Annotated in this window: 12 protein-coding genes; 7 read left to right on the plus strand and 5 right to left on the minus strand. The window is 59.7% G+C overall.

Translation table 11 applies throughout. The features are described 5' to 3' along the window. From cyoB to hmpA, 4 genes are all read right to left on the minus strand, one after another. Positions 1-2,031 (minus strand): cytochrome o ubiquinol oxidase subunit I, encoded by a 2,031-nt coding sequence (cyoB, locus tag AB4N73_RS16530; protein WP_041479948.1) that lies wholly within the window; start codon positions 2,029-2,031, stop codon positions 1-3. Positions 2,032-2,034: 3 nt separating this feature from the next. After that, the gene (gene cyoA, locus AB4N73_RS16535; RefSeq protein WP_024014231.1) at positions 2,035-2,976 is read right to left on the minus strand and encodes a ubiquinol oxidase subunit II; all 942 of its coding nucleotides are present in this window, start codon (positions 2,974-2,976) and stop codon (positions 2,035-2,037) included. 827 nt (positions 2,977-3,803) lie between these two features. Beyond that, on the minus strand, positions 3,804-4,313 hold the full coding sequence (locus AB4N73_RS16540; protein ID WP_041479949.1) for a disulfide bond formation protein B: 510 nt from the start codon (positions 4,311-4,313) through the stop codon (positions 3,804-3,806). A 222-nt stretch (positions 4,314-4,535) separates the two neighbouring features. After that, positions 4,536-5,717 carry an NO-inducible flavohemoprotein gene (hmpA, locus tag AB4N73_RS16545; protein ID WP_460142328.1) on the minus strand — a complete coding sequence of 394 codons (1,182 nt, stop codon included), beginning with the start codon at positions 5,715-5,717 and terminating at the stop codon, positions 4,536-4,538. A gap of 164 nt (positions 5,718-5,881) precedes the next feature. Here hmpA and norR point away from each other — a divergent pair, with 164 nt between their 5' ends. The 5 genes from norR (at position 5,882) to AB4N73_RS16570 (ending at position 10,715) form a co-directional block, all read left to right on the plus strand. After that, complete coding sequence (gene norR, locus AB4N73_RS16550) at positions 5,882-7,444, plus strand: nitric oxide reductase transcriptional regulator NorR (protein ID WP_460142329.1); 1,563 nt, start codon at positions 5,882-5,884, stop codon at positions 7,442-7,444. 578 nt (positions 7,445-8,022) lie between these two features. Further along, positions 8,023-8,925 carry a chemotaxis protein CheV gene (locus AB4N73_RS16555; protein WP_016773296.1) on the plus strand — a complete coding sequence of 301 codons (903 nt, stop codon included), beginning with the start codon at positions 8,023-8,025 and terminating at the stop codon, positions 8,923-8,925. Between the two features lie 3 nt (positions 8,926-8,928). Continuing rightward, positions 8,929-9,411 carry a GNAT family N-acetyltransferase gene (locus AB4N73_RS16560; protein WP_460142330.1) on the plus strand — a complete coding sequence of 161 codons (483 nt, stop codon included), beginning with the start codon at positions 8,929-8,931 and terminating at the stop codon, positions 9,409-9,411. 144 nt (positions 9,412-9,555) lie between these two features. After that, positions 9,556-9,882 (plus strand): hypothetical protein, encoded by a 327-nt coding sequence (locus AB4N73_RS16565; protein ID WP_252884808.1) that lies wholly within the window; start codon positions 9,556-9,558, stop codon positions 9,880-9,882. 83 nt (positions 9,883-9,965) lie between these two features. Further along, positions 9,966-10,715 carry a YkgJ family cysteine cluster protein gene (locus AB4N73_RS16570; RefSeq protein ID WP_460142331.1) on the plus strand — a complete coding sequence of 250 codons (750 nt, stop codon included), beginning with the start codon at positions 9,966-9,968 and terminating at the stop codon, positions 10,713-10,715. Positions 10,716-10,849: 134 nt separating this feature from the next. On the opposite strand, the gene AB4N73_RS16575 is transcribed toward AB4N73_RS16570, so the two are convergent. Beyond that, positions 10,850-11,089, minus strand: a complete 240-nt coding sequence (locus AB4N73_RS16575) for a hypothetical protein (RefSeq protein WP_016773292.1) — start codon at positions 11,087-11,089, stop codon at positions 10,850-10,852. A gap of 407 nt (positions 11,090-11,496) precedes the next feature. Here AB4N73_RS16575 and AB4N73_RS16580 point away from each other — a divergent pair, with 407 nt between their 5' ends. Then, positions 11,497-12,657, plus strand: coding sequence for an efflux RND transporter periplasmic adaptor subunit (locus AB4N73_RS16580; RefSeq protein ID WP_460142332.1), 1,161 nt, complete (start codon positions 11,497-11,499; stop codon positions 12,655-12,657). Beyond that, positions 12,654-15,767 (plus strand): multidrug efflux RND transporter permease subunit, encoded by a 3,114-nt coding sequence (locus tag AB4N73_RS16585; RefSeq protein WP_460142333.1) that lies wholly within the window; start codon positions 12,654-12,656, stop codon positions 15,765-15,767. The genes AB4N73_RS16580 and AB4N73_RS16585 overlap by 4 nt, the downstream gene beginning before the upstream one ends. Positions 15,768-15,772: the final 5 nt, after the last annotated feature.

Genomic DNA, 15,772 nt, shown 5'->3' on the forward strand with positions numbered 1-15,772 from the left:
TTAAGCCTGTTCCAACGAGGTTTCAACACGGGTGGCATTGGCCGGGATTTTCCCTGCCGCGACCAGACGCTTGTGCTGCTCGGCTTCGATACGCTCGATCGTTTCAACCGGAACCATATAGCCCTGGTCGTCACGTGCAGCGTGGATCACGAAGTAAACGACGGTGCCCACCAGACTCGCGATCGCCAGCCACCAGATGTGCCAGATCATCGCGAAACCGAAGACGGTCAACAGCGCGCCCATCACCACGCCAGTGGCGGTGTTGTTCGGCATGTGGATCGGCTCGTACTTGGCCGGACGCTGGTACGCAGTACCGTTTTCCTTGGCTTCGGTGAACGGGTCGATGCAGTCAGCCTTAGGCAGCACAGCGAAGTTGTAGAACGGTGGTGGCGACGAGGTCGACCATTCCAGGGTGTGTGCATTCCACGGGTCACCGTGATCGCAAACGTTCTCTGGCTTGTTGCGGTCGCGCACACTGACGTACAGCTGGATCAGTTGGCAGGCGATACCCACAGCAATCATCACCGCACCGAACATGGCAACGTACAGGTACGGTACCCACTCAGGGTTGGTGGTGGCGTTCAGACGACGGGTCATGCCCATGAAGCCCAGTGCATAGAGCGGCATGAACGCGACGAAGAAGCCCGAGATCCAGAACCAGAACGCTGCTTTACCCCAGCCTTCGTGCAGCTTGAAGCCGAACGCTTTCGGGAAGTAGAACGCGAAGCCAGCGATGTAACCGAATACCGCACCGCCGATGATCACGTTGTGGAAGTGCGCGATCACGAACAGGCTGTTGTGCAGCACGAAGTCAGCACCCGGGATGGCCAGCAGTACGCCGGTCATGCCGCCGATGGCGAAGGTCACCATGAAGCCCAGTGTCCACATTACCTGGCTGGTGAAGCGCAGACGGCCCTGGTAGATGGTGAACAGCCAGTTGAACAGCTTCACACCCGTCGGGATGGAAATCAGCATCGTCGCCAGACCGAAGAAGGCGTTGACGCTCGCACCCGAACCCATGGTGAAGAAGTGGTGCAGCCAGACCATGAAGCCCAGTACCGAGATCGCGCCCGAGGCGTAGATCATCGAGTGGTGGCCGAACAGTTTCTTGCCGGTGAACGCCGAGATCACTTCCGAGAAGATGCCGAATGCCGGCAGGATCAGGATGTAAACCTCAGGGTGGCCCCAGGCCCAGAACAGGTTGACGTACATCATTGGATTGCCACCAAGTTCATTGGTGAAAATGTGGAAATCCATGTAACGGTCAAGGGTCAGCAGTGCCAGGGTAGCGGTCAGGATCGGGAACGAAGCCACGATCAGAACGTTTGCCCAGGTGCAGGTCCAGGTGAAGATCGGCATGTCCATCAGTTTCATGCCAGGGGTACGCATTTTCAGTACGGTCGCGAGGAAGTTGACCCCGGTTAACGTCGTACCCAATCCGGATAGCTGTAGCGCCCAGATGTAGTAATCCATACCCACGCCAGGACTGTATTGCAGACCCGACAGTGGCGGATACGCAACCCAACCGGTCTTGGCGAACTCGCCGACGCCCAGGGACAGGTTGATCAGCACAACGCCGGACACCAGCAGCCAGAAGCTCAGGGAGTTCAGGAACGGGAACGCAACGTCACGCGCGCCGATCTGCAGCGGCACTGCAAGGTTCATCAGGCCGGTGAAGAATGGCATCGCCATGAAGATGATCATGATCACACCGTGAGCGGTGAAGATCTGGTCATAGTGTTCAGGTGGCAGGTAGCCAGGCGAACCCTCGGTGGCCATGGCCAGCTGGGTACGCATCATGATCGCGTCGGCAAAGCCGCGCAGCAGCATGACCATGGCGACGATGATGTACATCACGCCGATTTTCTTGTGGTCGACCGAAGTCAGCCACTCGGTCCACAGGTACGTCCACTTCTTGAAGTAAGTGATCGCAGCGAACAGCGCCAGACCACCGAGGGCGATCATGGCGATGGTCACCATCACGATCGGCTCGTGGAATGGGACTGCTTCCCAACTTAATTTACCAAACATCGTTTACTCCTCTGCCCCGGCAGCTGAATGCGAACCCGCGTCAATATCCGTGGCCGCCACTTCTTTCTCTTTCTTCTCGTGCTTCAGCGGCTTGCCCGGCTTCATACCTTCGTACTTGTCGACGATGATCTGGAACTGGTTCGGCGTGACCGACGAGTAGAGTTCGACTGGGTTGTTCTGGCTCGGTTTGGCCAGGGCCGCGTATTCAGCCTGATCAAGCTGTTTAGGCGACTTCTTGACTTCACTTACCCAGGCGTCGAAATCTTCCTGAGTGGTGGAGATGGCCTTGAATTTCATACCGGTGAAACCGGCACCGCTGTAGTTGGCGGAGATACCGTCCATTTCAGCGTTGCGGTCAGCGATCAGGTGCAGCTTGGTCTGCATGCCCGCCATCGCGTAGATCTGGCCGCCCAGGCCCGGGATGAAGAACGAGTTCATCACGGCGTCGGAGGTGATCTTGAAGTTGATTGGCGTGTGCGCCGGGAACACGATCTTGTTGACCGTGGCAATGCCTTGTTCCGGGTAGATGAACAGCCACTTCCAGTCCAGCGCGACGACTTCGATGGTCACCGGCTTGACGTCAGACTCGATCGGACGATACGGGTCCAGCTCGTGAGTCGAGATGTAAGTGATGTAGCCCAGGGCGATGATGATCAGCACCGGGATGGTCCAGACGGCCACTTCGATCTTGGTCGAGTGCGACCACTTCGGCGTGTAGACGGCGTTCTTGTTCGAAGCGCGGTACTTCCAGGCAAACAGGAAGGTCATGACGATGACCGGCACGACGACCAACAGCATCAGCAGCGTGGCGGTGATGATCAGGTTGCGCTGTTCCAGGCCGACCTGGCCCGTTGGATTGAGCAAGGTCATGTTGCAGCCTCCCAGCAGCAACGTGCCGAGCAGCGGCACTAGGCCTAGTAATCTGGGGTACCTGTTTTTACTCATCTCACGACCTCTAAAGCAGCTTGCGCAATGCAGTTGGGTTTTGATCGCCAACACTTCACCCTGCCAAGGGTTGGCATTTTCTTTGGATTGAATAAGGGCCGCCCGTCGCGCGTCTCACGCTCGACAAAACCTTGGGACAGCGTTCAGTTCTTATTCGAATTCGTGGTCAAAGGCCTTGTTACAGACCAATTCCATTTGGTGCGGAAAATTGGAAAGGCACCGACACCAGGGTGTCTCGAAAGCCTCGCGGCTCGCTCGACACCCGACCTCCTGATCAGTTCCTTGATAAAGGCTGAACAGCGTCGGGAATTCAGTGCGGGCGATTGTAGATAGGTAGCGCCCTATACACCATGTCTTATCCCGAAATAATTTTTATCACTCAGAGCAACAATCCATCGCCATTTTTGCAAAAGTTGCGCAAGTTATCGAAAGCGTTTCTCAATAAAAGCGGCAAAATCTGCCAGCGTAACCGCCTCAAATCAGACAGCTCTGCACCCGATCTACAAACGCTGGAGCGGCGCAAAGCCCGATGTTCCAAGGGCTTCGTCCATCTGCCGGCGCCTGTTAAAACTGCCTGCTCTGGTACGTCCGTGCTCAAGCCCGAAAACACTAAAACTGGCCAATGTTTTTATGTAACAGGCGGCCAATCCGCCGCATCCCGAGTCCCTGCGACAGCCCCTGTGTGACAACATGTCGCACATTTGCCGCACGCTTCATTGCCGTTCGTCACGGTGTTTTCACAAACGCTCTGAAATGCAAAACGCCCCGATTTTCATCAACGAAAATCGGGGCGTTTTGTTTATCGGCAGCTCTGCCGAGAAGTTGACTCAGCGCAGCGCTTTTCGATTACGCGAGGTCAGCAACGGCACCAGAATCACCACCAGCACGAACGCCACCAGCGCCCACTGTGCCAGCGACAGGCCGAGGATCGGCGGATACGGCGTCGAGCAGAAACCGTCGACCTGGAAGCCCAGCGGGAAAATTTTCGCCAACGGCAGATCATCGACAATCGGTTGCAGCACATCGACGCCACAACTCACCGCCGGATAGAACTGCGTATAGACGTGATGCCCGGCCACACCGGCCCCGGCAATCGCACAGATCACTACCAGTGTCTCGAACACGGTGATGCTGCGACGGCTACGCATGCCCGCACCGATGAAGGCGAACACTGCAATCAGCAACAGTGCATAGCGCTGCAGAATGCACAGCGGGCAAGGTGCTTCGCCGAGCACGACCTGCATGTAAAGTGCGCCGCCGATCAACGCCAGGCAGATGATCCCCAGCAACACCAGATAGCGCCGCTCACGCCCCAACCGCATCGTTTCCTCGCTCATTGCCTTTCCTTTGTAAGTCCATGGTCCAGCCGGCCGGCGGCTGAAATTGTCGCAAGTCTACACCGGGGCAATAAACGATAGAGCGGTTAAGGAATGATTAACCAACATGGCTTTGCGGCGCGCAGAAGATTCGCGAGCAGGCTCGCTCCCACAATGGATCTGCGTCGCACGCAATTCCTGTGGGAGCGAGCCTGCTCGCGAACGAGACAACTCGGTCTCGGATCACTCCAGAGCAGCAGCCGGGCCGAAGAACTCGTAACGGCTCTGCTTCTCCGGCACGCCCAACGCTTTCAGGTGCCGTTTGATCGCGCCCATGAACCCTTTCGGCCCCAGGAAGTAAGCATCGACATCACGCTGCGCCGGCAGCCACTCGCCGAGCAGCTCCTGGTTGAGCATCCCAACCTTGTCCGCCGCCGGGCTGACGCCATCTTCTTCGGCGTAGCAATAGAAGCGTTTGAGCTGCGGATGACGCGCCGCCAGCCCATCGACCCAGTCACGGAATGCGTGGACGCTGCCATTGCGCGCGCAGTGGATAAAGTGCACCGGACGTTCGGTGGCCAGCGCTGCTTCCAGCATCGCCAGCGTCGGGGTGATGCCGACGCCGCCGCTGATCAGCACCAGCGGCTTGTCGCTGGCCGCCAGGGTGAATTCGCCCGACGGCGGGAACAGCTGAATGCTTGAGCCGACGTGCAGTTGATCATGCAGGTAGTTTGACGCGCGACCGTTCGGTTCACGCTTGACGCTGATGCGGTACTGACCATTGTTGGCCAGTGCCGACAGCGAATAGTTGCGACGGATTTCTTCGCCGTCGAGCATCAGCTTCATGCCGATGTACTGACCCGGTTCGGCCGCAAGAATCGGCCCTTTGTCCGCCGGTTCGAAGTAGAACGAGGTGATTTCCGCGCTCTCTTGCACCTTCGCCGCGACGATGAATTCACGCGCACCGCGCCAGCCGCCGACCGCTTGTTCCTTCTGGTCATAGATCGCGGTTTCCGCGCCGATCAGGATGTCGGCCAGTTGCCCGTACGCAGCGCCCCAGGCACTCATCACCTCAGGCGTGGCGATCTCTTCGCCGAGCACTTCGGAAATGGCGCGCAGCAGGCAGGTGCCGACGATCGGGTAATGCTCCGGCAGGATCTGCAGGGCGACGTGTTTGTTGATGATCTTGGCTACCAAATCGCCCAACTGGTCGAGCTGATCGATGTGCCGGGCGTACATCAGCACGCCGTTGGCCAAGGCACGCGGCTGATCGCCACTGGCCTGATGCGCCTGGTTGAACAGCGGGCGCACCTGCGGGTATTCGGAGAGCATCATGCGGTAGAAATGCGTGATCAACGCCTCGCCGCCGCTTTCCAGCAGAGGCACGGTGGATTTGATGATGGCACGATCCTGGACGCTAAGCATAAGGTGACTCCTGGGCTTTCTGGAAAGATTGCCTTAGGGATATCAGCTTTCATGCCAACTAATTAATCTTTTAAATTCAATAGCTTGAAACCTTCATAGTCATTTCGACACAAATGAACGTATAGTCATCGCGACTACACCTTGTCTCTTTGACTACAAAAATCATGACCGCCAAATCCTTGCTTACCGCCCTGCTGCCTCTGGTCGCCGACCTCTCCCGCGAACTGCCCGAGGGTGAGCGCTACCGGCGTTTGCTCGAGGCCATGCGCGCCTTGTTGCCCTGCGATGCCGCCGCGTTGTTGCGTCTGGATGGCGAATCATTGGTGCCGCTGGCGGTGGATGGTTTGAGTACGGACACCCTCGGCCGCCGCTTCAAGGTCAGCGAGCATCCGCGTTTTGAAATCCTGCTGGCCGGCGCCGGGCCGACGCGCTTCGCTGCCGACAGCGACCTGCCCGATCCTTATGACGGATTGGTCGATGGCCTCGACGATCATCTTGAAGTTCACGACTGCCTCGGCTGTCCTTTATTCGTCGATGAAAAACTCTGGGGCCTGATCACCCTCGACGCGCTGGACCCGGAGCGTTTCGAGCCGATCGAACTCGACGCCCTGCAAGCCTTCGCCAGCCTCGCCTCGGCCACGGTCAACGCGGCCGAACGCATCGAACGTCTGGCCAACCGCGCCGAAGACGAGCATCAGCGCGCCGAGGTCTACCGCCAGGCCAGCGGCCAGCAGCACCGCGAAATGATCGGCCAGAGCAAAGCGCATAAACGTCTGGTGGAAGAAATCAATCTGGTCGGCGGCAGTGATCTGACTGTTCTGATCACCGGCGAAACCGGGGTCGGCAAAGAGCTCGTGGCCCAAGCCATCCACGCCGCCTCCGCGCGCGCCGACAAACCGATCATCAGTCTCAACTGCGCCGCCCTGCCCGACACGCTGGTGGAAAGCGAACTGTTCGGCCACGTGCGCGGCGCTTTCACCGGCGCCACCAGCGATCGGCGTGGCAAGTTCGAACTGGCCAATGGCGGCACGCTGTTTCTTGATGAAGTCGGCGAGCTGTCGCTGACGGTCCAGGCCAAGTTGCTGCGCGTATTGCAGAGCGGTCAATTGCAGCGCTTGGGCTCGGACAAGGAGCACCAGGTCGACGTGCGTCTGATTGCCGCGACCAATCGCGATCTGGCCGAAGAAGTGCGCAGCGGTCGCTACCGCGCCGACTTCTATCACCGTTTGAGCGTGTATCCGCTGCGAGTGCCGGCGCTGCGTGATCGTGGGCGTGATGTGTTGTTGCTTAGTGGCTTCTTTCTCGAGCAGAACCGCTCGCGCATGGGCCTCAATAGCCTGCGCTTGAGCAGTGATGCTCAGGAAGCACTGCTCGCCTATACCTGGCCGGGGAATGTCCGGGAGCTGGAGCATTTGATCGGACGCAGTGCGCTGAAGGCGCTGGGTAACTGCAAAGTGCGGCCGAAGATTTTGAGTCTGAGCGCGGCGGATCTGGATTTGCCCCGTGAGGTTGTGGATAACGTGGTTGCGCCTGCCAATGCAGACTTGGCCAGTGTGATGCCGATGATCACCGGGGATTTGCGCAGTGCCACCGATGAGTTTCAGCGGCGGTTGATCGGTGCAGCGCTGGAGCGTCATCAGGATAACTGGGCAAGTGCGGCGCGGGAGTTGGGGGTGGATCGGGCGAATCTGGGGCGCATGGCCAAACGACTAGGCATGAAGAGCTAAAAGCACACCCTCACCCTAGCCCTCTCCCAGAGGGAGAGGGGACTGATTGGGGGATATTGAAGAACTCCACTGACGTGAAAGATTTCTTCCGAATCCATAATCGACTCGGTCGTTCAGGTCGGTGTAAAACGCCAGACACCTCCGTCGGCCCCCTCTACCTCTGGGAGAGGGGACTGATTGGGGGATACTGAAGAACTCCACTGACGTGAAAGATTTCTTCCGAATCCATAATCGACTCGGTCGTTCAGGTCGGTGTAAAACGCCAGACACCTCCGTCGGCCCCCTCTACCTCTGGGAGAGGGGACTGATCGGGGGATATTGAAGAATTCCACTGACGTGAAAGATTTCTTCCGAATCCATAATCGACTCGGTCGTTCAGGTCGGTGTAAAACGCCAGACACCTGCGTCGGCCCCCTCTGCCTCTGGGAGAGGGCTGGGGTGAGGGGCAGTGATAGAGAGAACAGCGATCAACTCAAGCCGACTACCCGACAACTAACCTAAAGCCCACCCCTTTAACGCCGATAACACGGCATCAAAGGTTTCTGGCGATTTCCACTCTCGCCCCACAGAAGGTTCTTATGTCCTCCACCAAAGCCCGCGCAGATTCACTTTCGCTTCTGCTGTTTACCTTGCGCAGCGGCAAGCTGATGGCGATCAACCTGCTGAAAGTCAGTGAAATCATCCCCTGCCCGCCGCTGACCAAACTGCCGGAGTCGCACCCGCACGTCAAAGGCATCGCCTCCCTGCGCGGCGCCTCGCTGTCGGTGATCGACCTCAGCCGCGCGATCGGCGAACGGCCGCTGGAAGATCCCAACGGTGGCTGCCTGATCGTCACCGATGTCAGCCGTTCCAAGCAGGGTCTGCATGTGCAGGCGGTGAGCAAGATCGTCCATTGCCTGACCACCGACATCAAGCCACCACCTTTCGGCTCCGGCGGCTCGCGCGCCTACATCACCGGCGTGACCTCGGTGGACGGCACGCTGGTGCAGGTGCTGGATATCGAAAAAGTCATCCACAGCATCGCCCCGGCGCAGATCGAAATGGCGCCGACCGACCTGACCATGGAAGACGCTGAAGTGCTCGGCAACGCGCGCATTCTGGTGGTCGACGACAGCCAGGTGGCCCTGCAGCAATCGGTGCACACCCTGCGCAACCTCGGCCTGCAATGCCACACCGCGCGCAGTGCCAAGGAAGCAATCGACTGCCTGCTCGACCTGCAAGGCACCGCGCAGCAGATCAATCTGATCGTCTCTGACATCGAAATGTCGGAAATGGACGGCTATGCCTTTACCCGCACCCTGCGTGAAACCCCGGACTTCGCTCACTTGTACGTCTTGCTGCACACCTCGCTCGACAGCGCGATGAACAGTGAAAAAGCTCGCCTGGCCGGTGCCAACGCGGTGCTGACCAAGTTCTCCTCGCCGGAGCTGACCCAACGCCTGATCGAAGCCGCCAAGCACGTCGCGGCCAACGGGCACTGAGTCTTGGCCGAAACGTTTTGCTTTCTGCTGCGCCGCGACTTAAGTGGACCTCTGCCGGATGCTCAGTGGCCGGACGGGATTGAGCTGTCCGTCTACCGCGAGGAACTGGCGCCGGCAGTGCATCAGCTGATGCAGCTCGGACAGCTGGAAGGTGGCGGTCGAGTGCCGTCACTGGACGATTGGCAGCGGCGCTTTGCCAGCGACCCTGAATACGACCCTGCGTTGTGTTTCATTGCCTGCGATGCCGAGGGCGTGGTGGGCGTGGCGCAGTGCTGGACCAGCACATATATCAAGAATCTGGTGGTGCACCCGCGAATGCAGGGCCGGGGGCTTGGACGCGCGTTGTTGCTGCATGCCTTCAGCGTCTTTCAACAGCGGCGCGAGGGGTTTGTCGATTTGCGGGTTCTGGAGGACAACCTGCGGGCGCGGCGGTTGTATGAGAGTGTCGGGATGGTTGTGGTTCGGCGCGAGCCTGTGCCCGACTGATCTACCGCTTTCGCGAGCAGGCTCGCTCCCACAGGTGGATTGCATTTCAAACTGTGGGAGCGAGCCTGCTCGCGAAGGGCAGCACTGGCAACTTCCGCTATCCGACAGACTCCAACCTTGGCCATAACCAAGGATGCCCCAACCATGAAAGCCATCACCCTGGCGCTGCTCAGCCTCATCGCCCTCGCCTCCCAGGCCCATGCCTCCAGCCCCGACGCCTGGGCTGCCTATGACAAGACTGTCCTCGCCAGCTGCACCAAGGCCAGCGGCCTGAAAAACGCCAAACCGGTCGGCACACCGGCGCAATTCGACGACCGCGTCGGTTACACCGCCGTTCTGCTGCAAGGCCAATACCCGCAAAAACACATGAAAGGCCAGCAAGGCAGCGAGCTGTGCCTGTACAACAAACAGTCGAAAACCGCGTACGTCACCGAGTGGGATTCGATTCGCCCGACCGCCAAACCTCAGTGAATGGCGCACAACTTGCTTCGACCCGGCCCTGTGCGGTGGTTTTCCGCCACCGTTTCACACCCTGATTGAAGACAGATCGCTCAATGAATACGACGTTTTCCTGCGTAGGTTGCGGCAAATGCTGCACCGATCACCATGTCCCGCTGACGCTCGCCGAAGCCCGCATGTGGGCGGCGGATGGCGGTCAGGTGATCGTGCTGGCCGAGGCTTTTCTCGGCAATGGCCTGGGGCTGCCAGCGCAACAGCGCGAACATGCCGAGCGCCGTTCGGCGGTGGTCCGCAGTGGCACTACTGATGCTCACGTGGCGATCACCTTTGCCGCCTACAACGTCGGCCCCTGCCGGAATCTTGACGACGAAAAGCGCTGCCGGATCTACGAGCGGCGTCCGCTGGTGTGCCGGATTTATCCGGCGGAAATCAATCCGCACATCCCGCTCAATCCTGCTGCCAAGGATTGCCCACCGCAGTCCTGGGAACAGGGACCGGAGCTGATCGTGGGGGGCGAGTTGGTTGATCGGCAACTGCTGGAGTTGATTCAGCGTTCGCGTCAGGCGGATCGGGATGAGATCAAACTCAAGGATGCGATCTGCGCAACCCTGGGAATTCGCACCACGGCGCTCAAGGGCGACGGGTTCACCGCGTACTTGCCGAACATGGATGCCTTTGCGGCAGTGATCGACCAAGTGAGCGCGCAACCGCTAGCGGCGCAAACCAGTGAATGGCTGTTTCATTTGTCCGGCGATGACGTGGCCGGACAGGTGCTGGCTGCGGGTGGGCTGGTGGTGACTGAACCGGCGCAGACTTATGCGTTTATTTCATTGCGCGCGGCTTGATCTGATATTTGTGCTGTAGCGTATGTCGCTTTCGCGAGCAGGCTCGCTCCCACAGGTTTGGGTTCTACACAAATCCAATGTGGGAGCGAGCCTGCTCGCGAAGAGGCCAGCACAAGCACCATCACTTTCCGATGTCAGCGCTTACCCATCGACCGACGCGTCCCCGGCGGCGCCATGCCCGGGGTTTTGGTGTGGCCATTCTTCGCGCCATTCTTGTACCACGGCTGATTCGAGCCTTTCGCCGAAGCCAGCTCGCCCGGCTTGAACGGGAACTTGAACGCCGGGATCTCGGCCTTGGTTTCGCTGGCGTCAGCCACTTCAGCCGGGACGTCGCTCACAGCGTCGTCAACCGGCGGTTGGGTCGGGGAAGTCATAAAAGCTCCGGGAACAAAAAGTCGGCCCGATCAGTGAGCCGCAAAGGCGCGCAGTATACCTGTGCGCTCTGGCTCGGCATCTGAAGATTTGCACCGTGCGCTGAACGGTTTTCCCCTCACCCTAACCCTCGCCCTGGGGAGGGGACAGACCGAGGTGTTTACTCGAGGTTCGCCGACATGGGATACCGAGTCGAACTCAGGTTCGTAAAGCCCACAAATCGGCTCCCTCTCCTTGGGGAGAGGGCTGGGGTGAGGGGCGAATCCAACACAAGACCATCGCCGCACACTGCTACTCCCCATCTATACAAACGAAACTGACAATCCTGACAGCCAGCCGTCACCCTGCCGACCGCCTGAGCGGTTTATAACTGGTCAATCTGCCCAAATTCCAGACTTCGGCGCCGCGCATGTCCATCCAGAAAAACAAAATCCTGCTGGCCACTCTCCTGATTCTGCTGGCAGCCGCCGGCCTGTGGTTCGCGCTGAAACCGGCGCCGGCCAAACTGGCTACACCGACTGCCATCCCGGTGCGGGTGGTGACGGTCAGCGCCAAAGACGTGCCGCGCTACACCAGCGGCATCGGCTCGGTGCTCTCGCTGCACAGCGTGGTGGTGCGCCCGCAGCTCGACGGCATTCTGACGAAAATTCTGGTCAAGGAAGGCCAACGGGTCAAAGCAGGCGACCTGCTCGCGACCATTGACGACCGCTCGATCCGCGCCAGCCTCGACCAGGCCCGGGCGCAGTTGGGCGAGAGTCAGGCGCAGTTGCAGGTCGCGCTGGTCAATCTCAAGCGCTACAAACTGCTCAGCGTCGACGACGGCGTATCGAAACAGACCTTCGACCAGCAACAGGCCTTGGTCAATCAGCTCAAAGCCACTGCGCAAGGCAATCAGGCCTCGATCGATGCGGCGCAGGTGCAACTGTCCTACACGCAGATTCGCTCTCCGGTTACTGGGCGCGTCGGTATTCGTACGGTCGATGAAGGCAACTTCCTGCGCATGACCGACACCCAGGGTCTGTTCACCGTCACGCAGATCGACCCGATCGCCGTCGAGTTCTCGCTGCCGCAGCAGATGCTGCCGACCCTGCAGAGCCTGATCAGCGACCCGCAAAGCGCCCCGGTCAAGGCGTACATCGGAGCCGATACTGATGGCGAAACCGGCAATCTGCTCGGCGAAGGTCAGCTGACCCTGATCGACAATCAGATCAACGCTAACACCGGCACCATCCGCGCCAAGGCCGAATTCGCCAATGCCAGCCAGAAGCTCTGGCCGGGTTTGCTGGTGACGGTGAAAATTCAGACCGCTGTGGATAAAGACGCGCTGGTGGTTCCGCCCACCGTCGTACAGCGAGGCCTCGAACAACACTTCGTTTACCGCGTGAAGGACGACAAGGTCGAGGCAGTGCCGGTACAGATGATTTATCAGGGCAGCGGTCAGGACATCATCAAAGGCGTCAACGCTGGTGACGTACTGGTGACCGACGGCCAGTCGCGGCTCAAGCCCGGGGCGAGCGTGCAAATCATGAGTGAGCCGCCGCAAGTGGTGCAGGCGGAGCCCAAGCCATGAACTCGCACAAGGGCATCTCGACCTGGTGCATCGATCACCCGGTAGCGACGATTTTGCTGACGTTCGCTTTGGTACTGGTCGGCGTAATTGCCTTCCCGCGTTTGCCGATTGCGCCACTGCCGGAAGCGGAATTTCCTACTATTCAAGTGTCGGCGCAGTTGCCCGGCGCCAGCCCCGACACCATGGCTTCCTCGGTGGCGACGCCGCTGGAGGTGCAATTCAGCGCCATCCCCGGCATGACCCAGATGACCTCGAGCAGCGCGCTGGGCTCAACCCTGCTGACCTTGCAGTTCACTCTCGACAAAAGCATCGACACCGCCGCCCAGGAAGTGCAGGCGGCGATCAATACCGCCGCCGGCAAGTTGCCCAAAGACATGCCGACGCTGCCCACATGGAAAAAGGTCAACCCGGCCGATAGCCCGGTGCTGATCCTCAGCGTCAGCTCGACGCAAATGCCCGGCACCGAACTCAGCGACCTGGTGGAAACCCTGCTCTCGCGTCAGATCAGCCAGATCGACGGCGTCGGCCAGATCAACATCACCGGTCAGCAACGCCCGGCGATCCGAGTGCAAGCCTCGGCGGACAAACTCGCGGCGATTGGCCTGACGCTGGCCGACATTCGGCTGGCGATTCAGCAGACCAGCCTCAACCTGGCCAAAGGTGCGCTGTACGGCGAGTCGAGCATTTCCACGTTGTCGACCAACGACCAGTTGTTCCACCCTGAGGACTACAGCCAGCTCATCGTTTCCTACAAGGATGGCGCCCCGGTTCACCTGCGCGATGTCGCCAAAGTCGTCAACGGTGCGGAAGATGCCTACGTGCAGGCCTGGGCCGGAGATCGACCCGGCGTAAATCTGGTGATTTTCCGCCAGCCCGGCGCCAACATTGTCGAGACCGTTGACCGCATTCAGGCCGCCCTGCCCGGCCTCGAAGCGATGCTGCCGGCCTCGGTGCAGGTGAAAACCCTGATCGACCGTACGCAGACCATTCGCGCCTCGCTGCATGAGGTGGAAATCACTTTGCTGATCGCGATCCTGCTGGTGGTCGCGGTCATGGCGCTGTTCCTGCGGCAGTTATCGGCGACGCTGATTGTCTCGGCGGTACTCGGTGTCTCGCTGATCGCCAGTTTCGCCCTGATGTACGTCCTCGGCTTCAGCCTGAACAACCTGACGCTGGTGGCGATCGTCGTCGCGGTCGGCTTCGTTGTGGACGATGCGATCGTGGTGGTGGAAAACATTCATCGCCATCTCGAGGCCGGTGACGATATGCGCGAGGCGGCGATCAAGGGAGCCGGCGAGATTGGCTTCACCGTCGTTTCGATCAGTTTCTCGCTGGTGGCGGCGTTTATTCCGCTGTTGTTCATGGGCGGTGTGGTCGGAAGATTGTTCAAGGAATTCGCCTTGACTGCGACATCGACCATCATGATTTCCGTGGTGGTGTCGCTGACGCTGGCGCCAACCCTTGCTGCACTGTACATGCGCAAACCGGTGCATCACGCCAGCGCCAAACCGGGTTTCAGCGAGCGCTTGCTCGGCTGGTACGAAAAAGGCCTGCGCCGCGCCCTCGATCATCAGAAATTGATGATTGGTGTGTTCGGCTTATCTTTGGCGCTGGCTGTTGCCGGTTACATCTTTATTCCCAAGGGTTTCTTTCCGGTGCAGGACACCGGATTTGTCCTCGGCACCACCGAAGCCGCTGCGGATATCTCCTACGGCGACATGGTGAAAAAACACTTGGCGATGGCCGAAATCGTTGCAGCCGATCCAGCGGTGCAGGCGTTTTCGCACTCGGTCGGGGTTTCCGGCAGCAACCAGACCATCGCCAACGGGCGCTTCTGGATCGCCCTGAAAAAACGTGGCGATCGCGATGTCAGCGCCAGCCAGTTCATTGATCGCATCCGCCCGCAACTGATGAAAGTCCCCGGCATCGTTCTGTATTTGCGCGCAGGGCAAGACATCAACCTCAGCTCCGGCCCTAGCCGTGCCCAGTATCAATATGTGCTGAAGAGCAATGACGGCGCGACCCTCGCCACCTGGACCCAGCGCCTGACCGAGAAACTGCGCAGCAACCCGGCATTCCGCGACATATCCAACGATCTGCAACTGGGCGGCAGCATCACCCATATCAGCATCGACCGCAGCGCCGCCGCGCGTTTCGGCCTGACCGCCAGCGATGTCGACGAGGCGCTGTACGATGCATTCGGCCAACGGCAGATCAATGAATTCCAGACCCAGGTCAATCAGTACAACGTGATTCTGGAACTGGATACCAAACAACGCGGCAAGGCCGAAAGCCTCAACTATTTCTACCTGCGCTCGCCACTGAGCGGCGAGATGGTGCCGCTGTCGGCGCTGGCAAGGTTTGACGCGCCAACCATCGGCCCGCTGTCGATTGCCCATGACGGCATGTTCCCCGCCGCCAATATGTCATTCAACCTCGCCCCCGGCGTGGCATTGGGCGATGCGGTGATTCAGCTCAATCAGGCCAAGGCCGAGATCGGCATGCCCGCTGCGATCAGCGGCAATTTCCAGGGTGCGGCGCAGGCCTTCCAGAGTTCGCTGGCCAGCCAGCCGTGGCTGATTCTGGCGGCGCTGGTGGCGGTGTACATCATTCTCGGCGTGCTTTATGAAAGCTTCGTGCATCCACTGACGATCATTTCGACCCTGCCGGCGGCAGGCCTCGGCGCGGTGATCATGCTGTGGATCTGCGGCCAGGACTTTTCGATCATGGCGTTGATCGGGCTGGTGCTGCTGATCGGTATCGTCAAGAAGAACGGCATCCTGATGATCGACTTCGCGCTTGAAGCGCAGCGCCAGCGCGGCCTGGCGCCGCAGGAAGCGATTTTCGAGGCGTGCATCACGCGATTCCGGCCGATCATCATGACCACCCTCGCCGCCCTGCTCGGTGCGTTGCCGCTGATGCTCGGTTACGGCACCGGCGCCGAACTGCGCCAGCCGTTGGGCATTGCCGTGGTCGGTGGTTTGCTGGTCAGCCAGATGCTGACGCTGTTCACCACGCCGGTCATATACTTATGGCTCGAGCGGCTGTTTCACCGGCACTCACACCCACCAGCCCCAACGCCCGCAACGGCACTGGCGACCACAGACTGAGGCGG

This window comes from Pseudomonas sp. S3_B08, assembly GCF_054667725.1.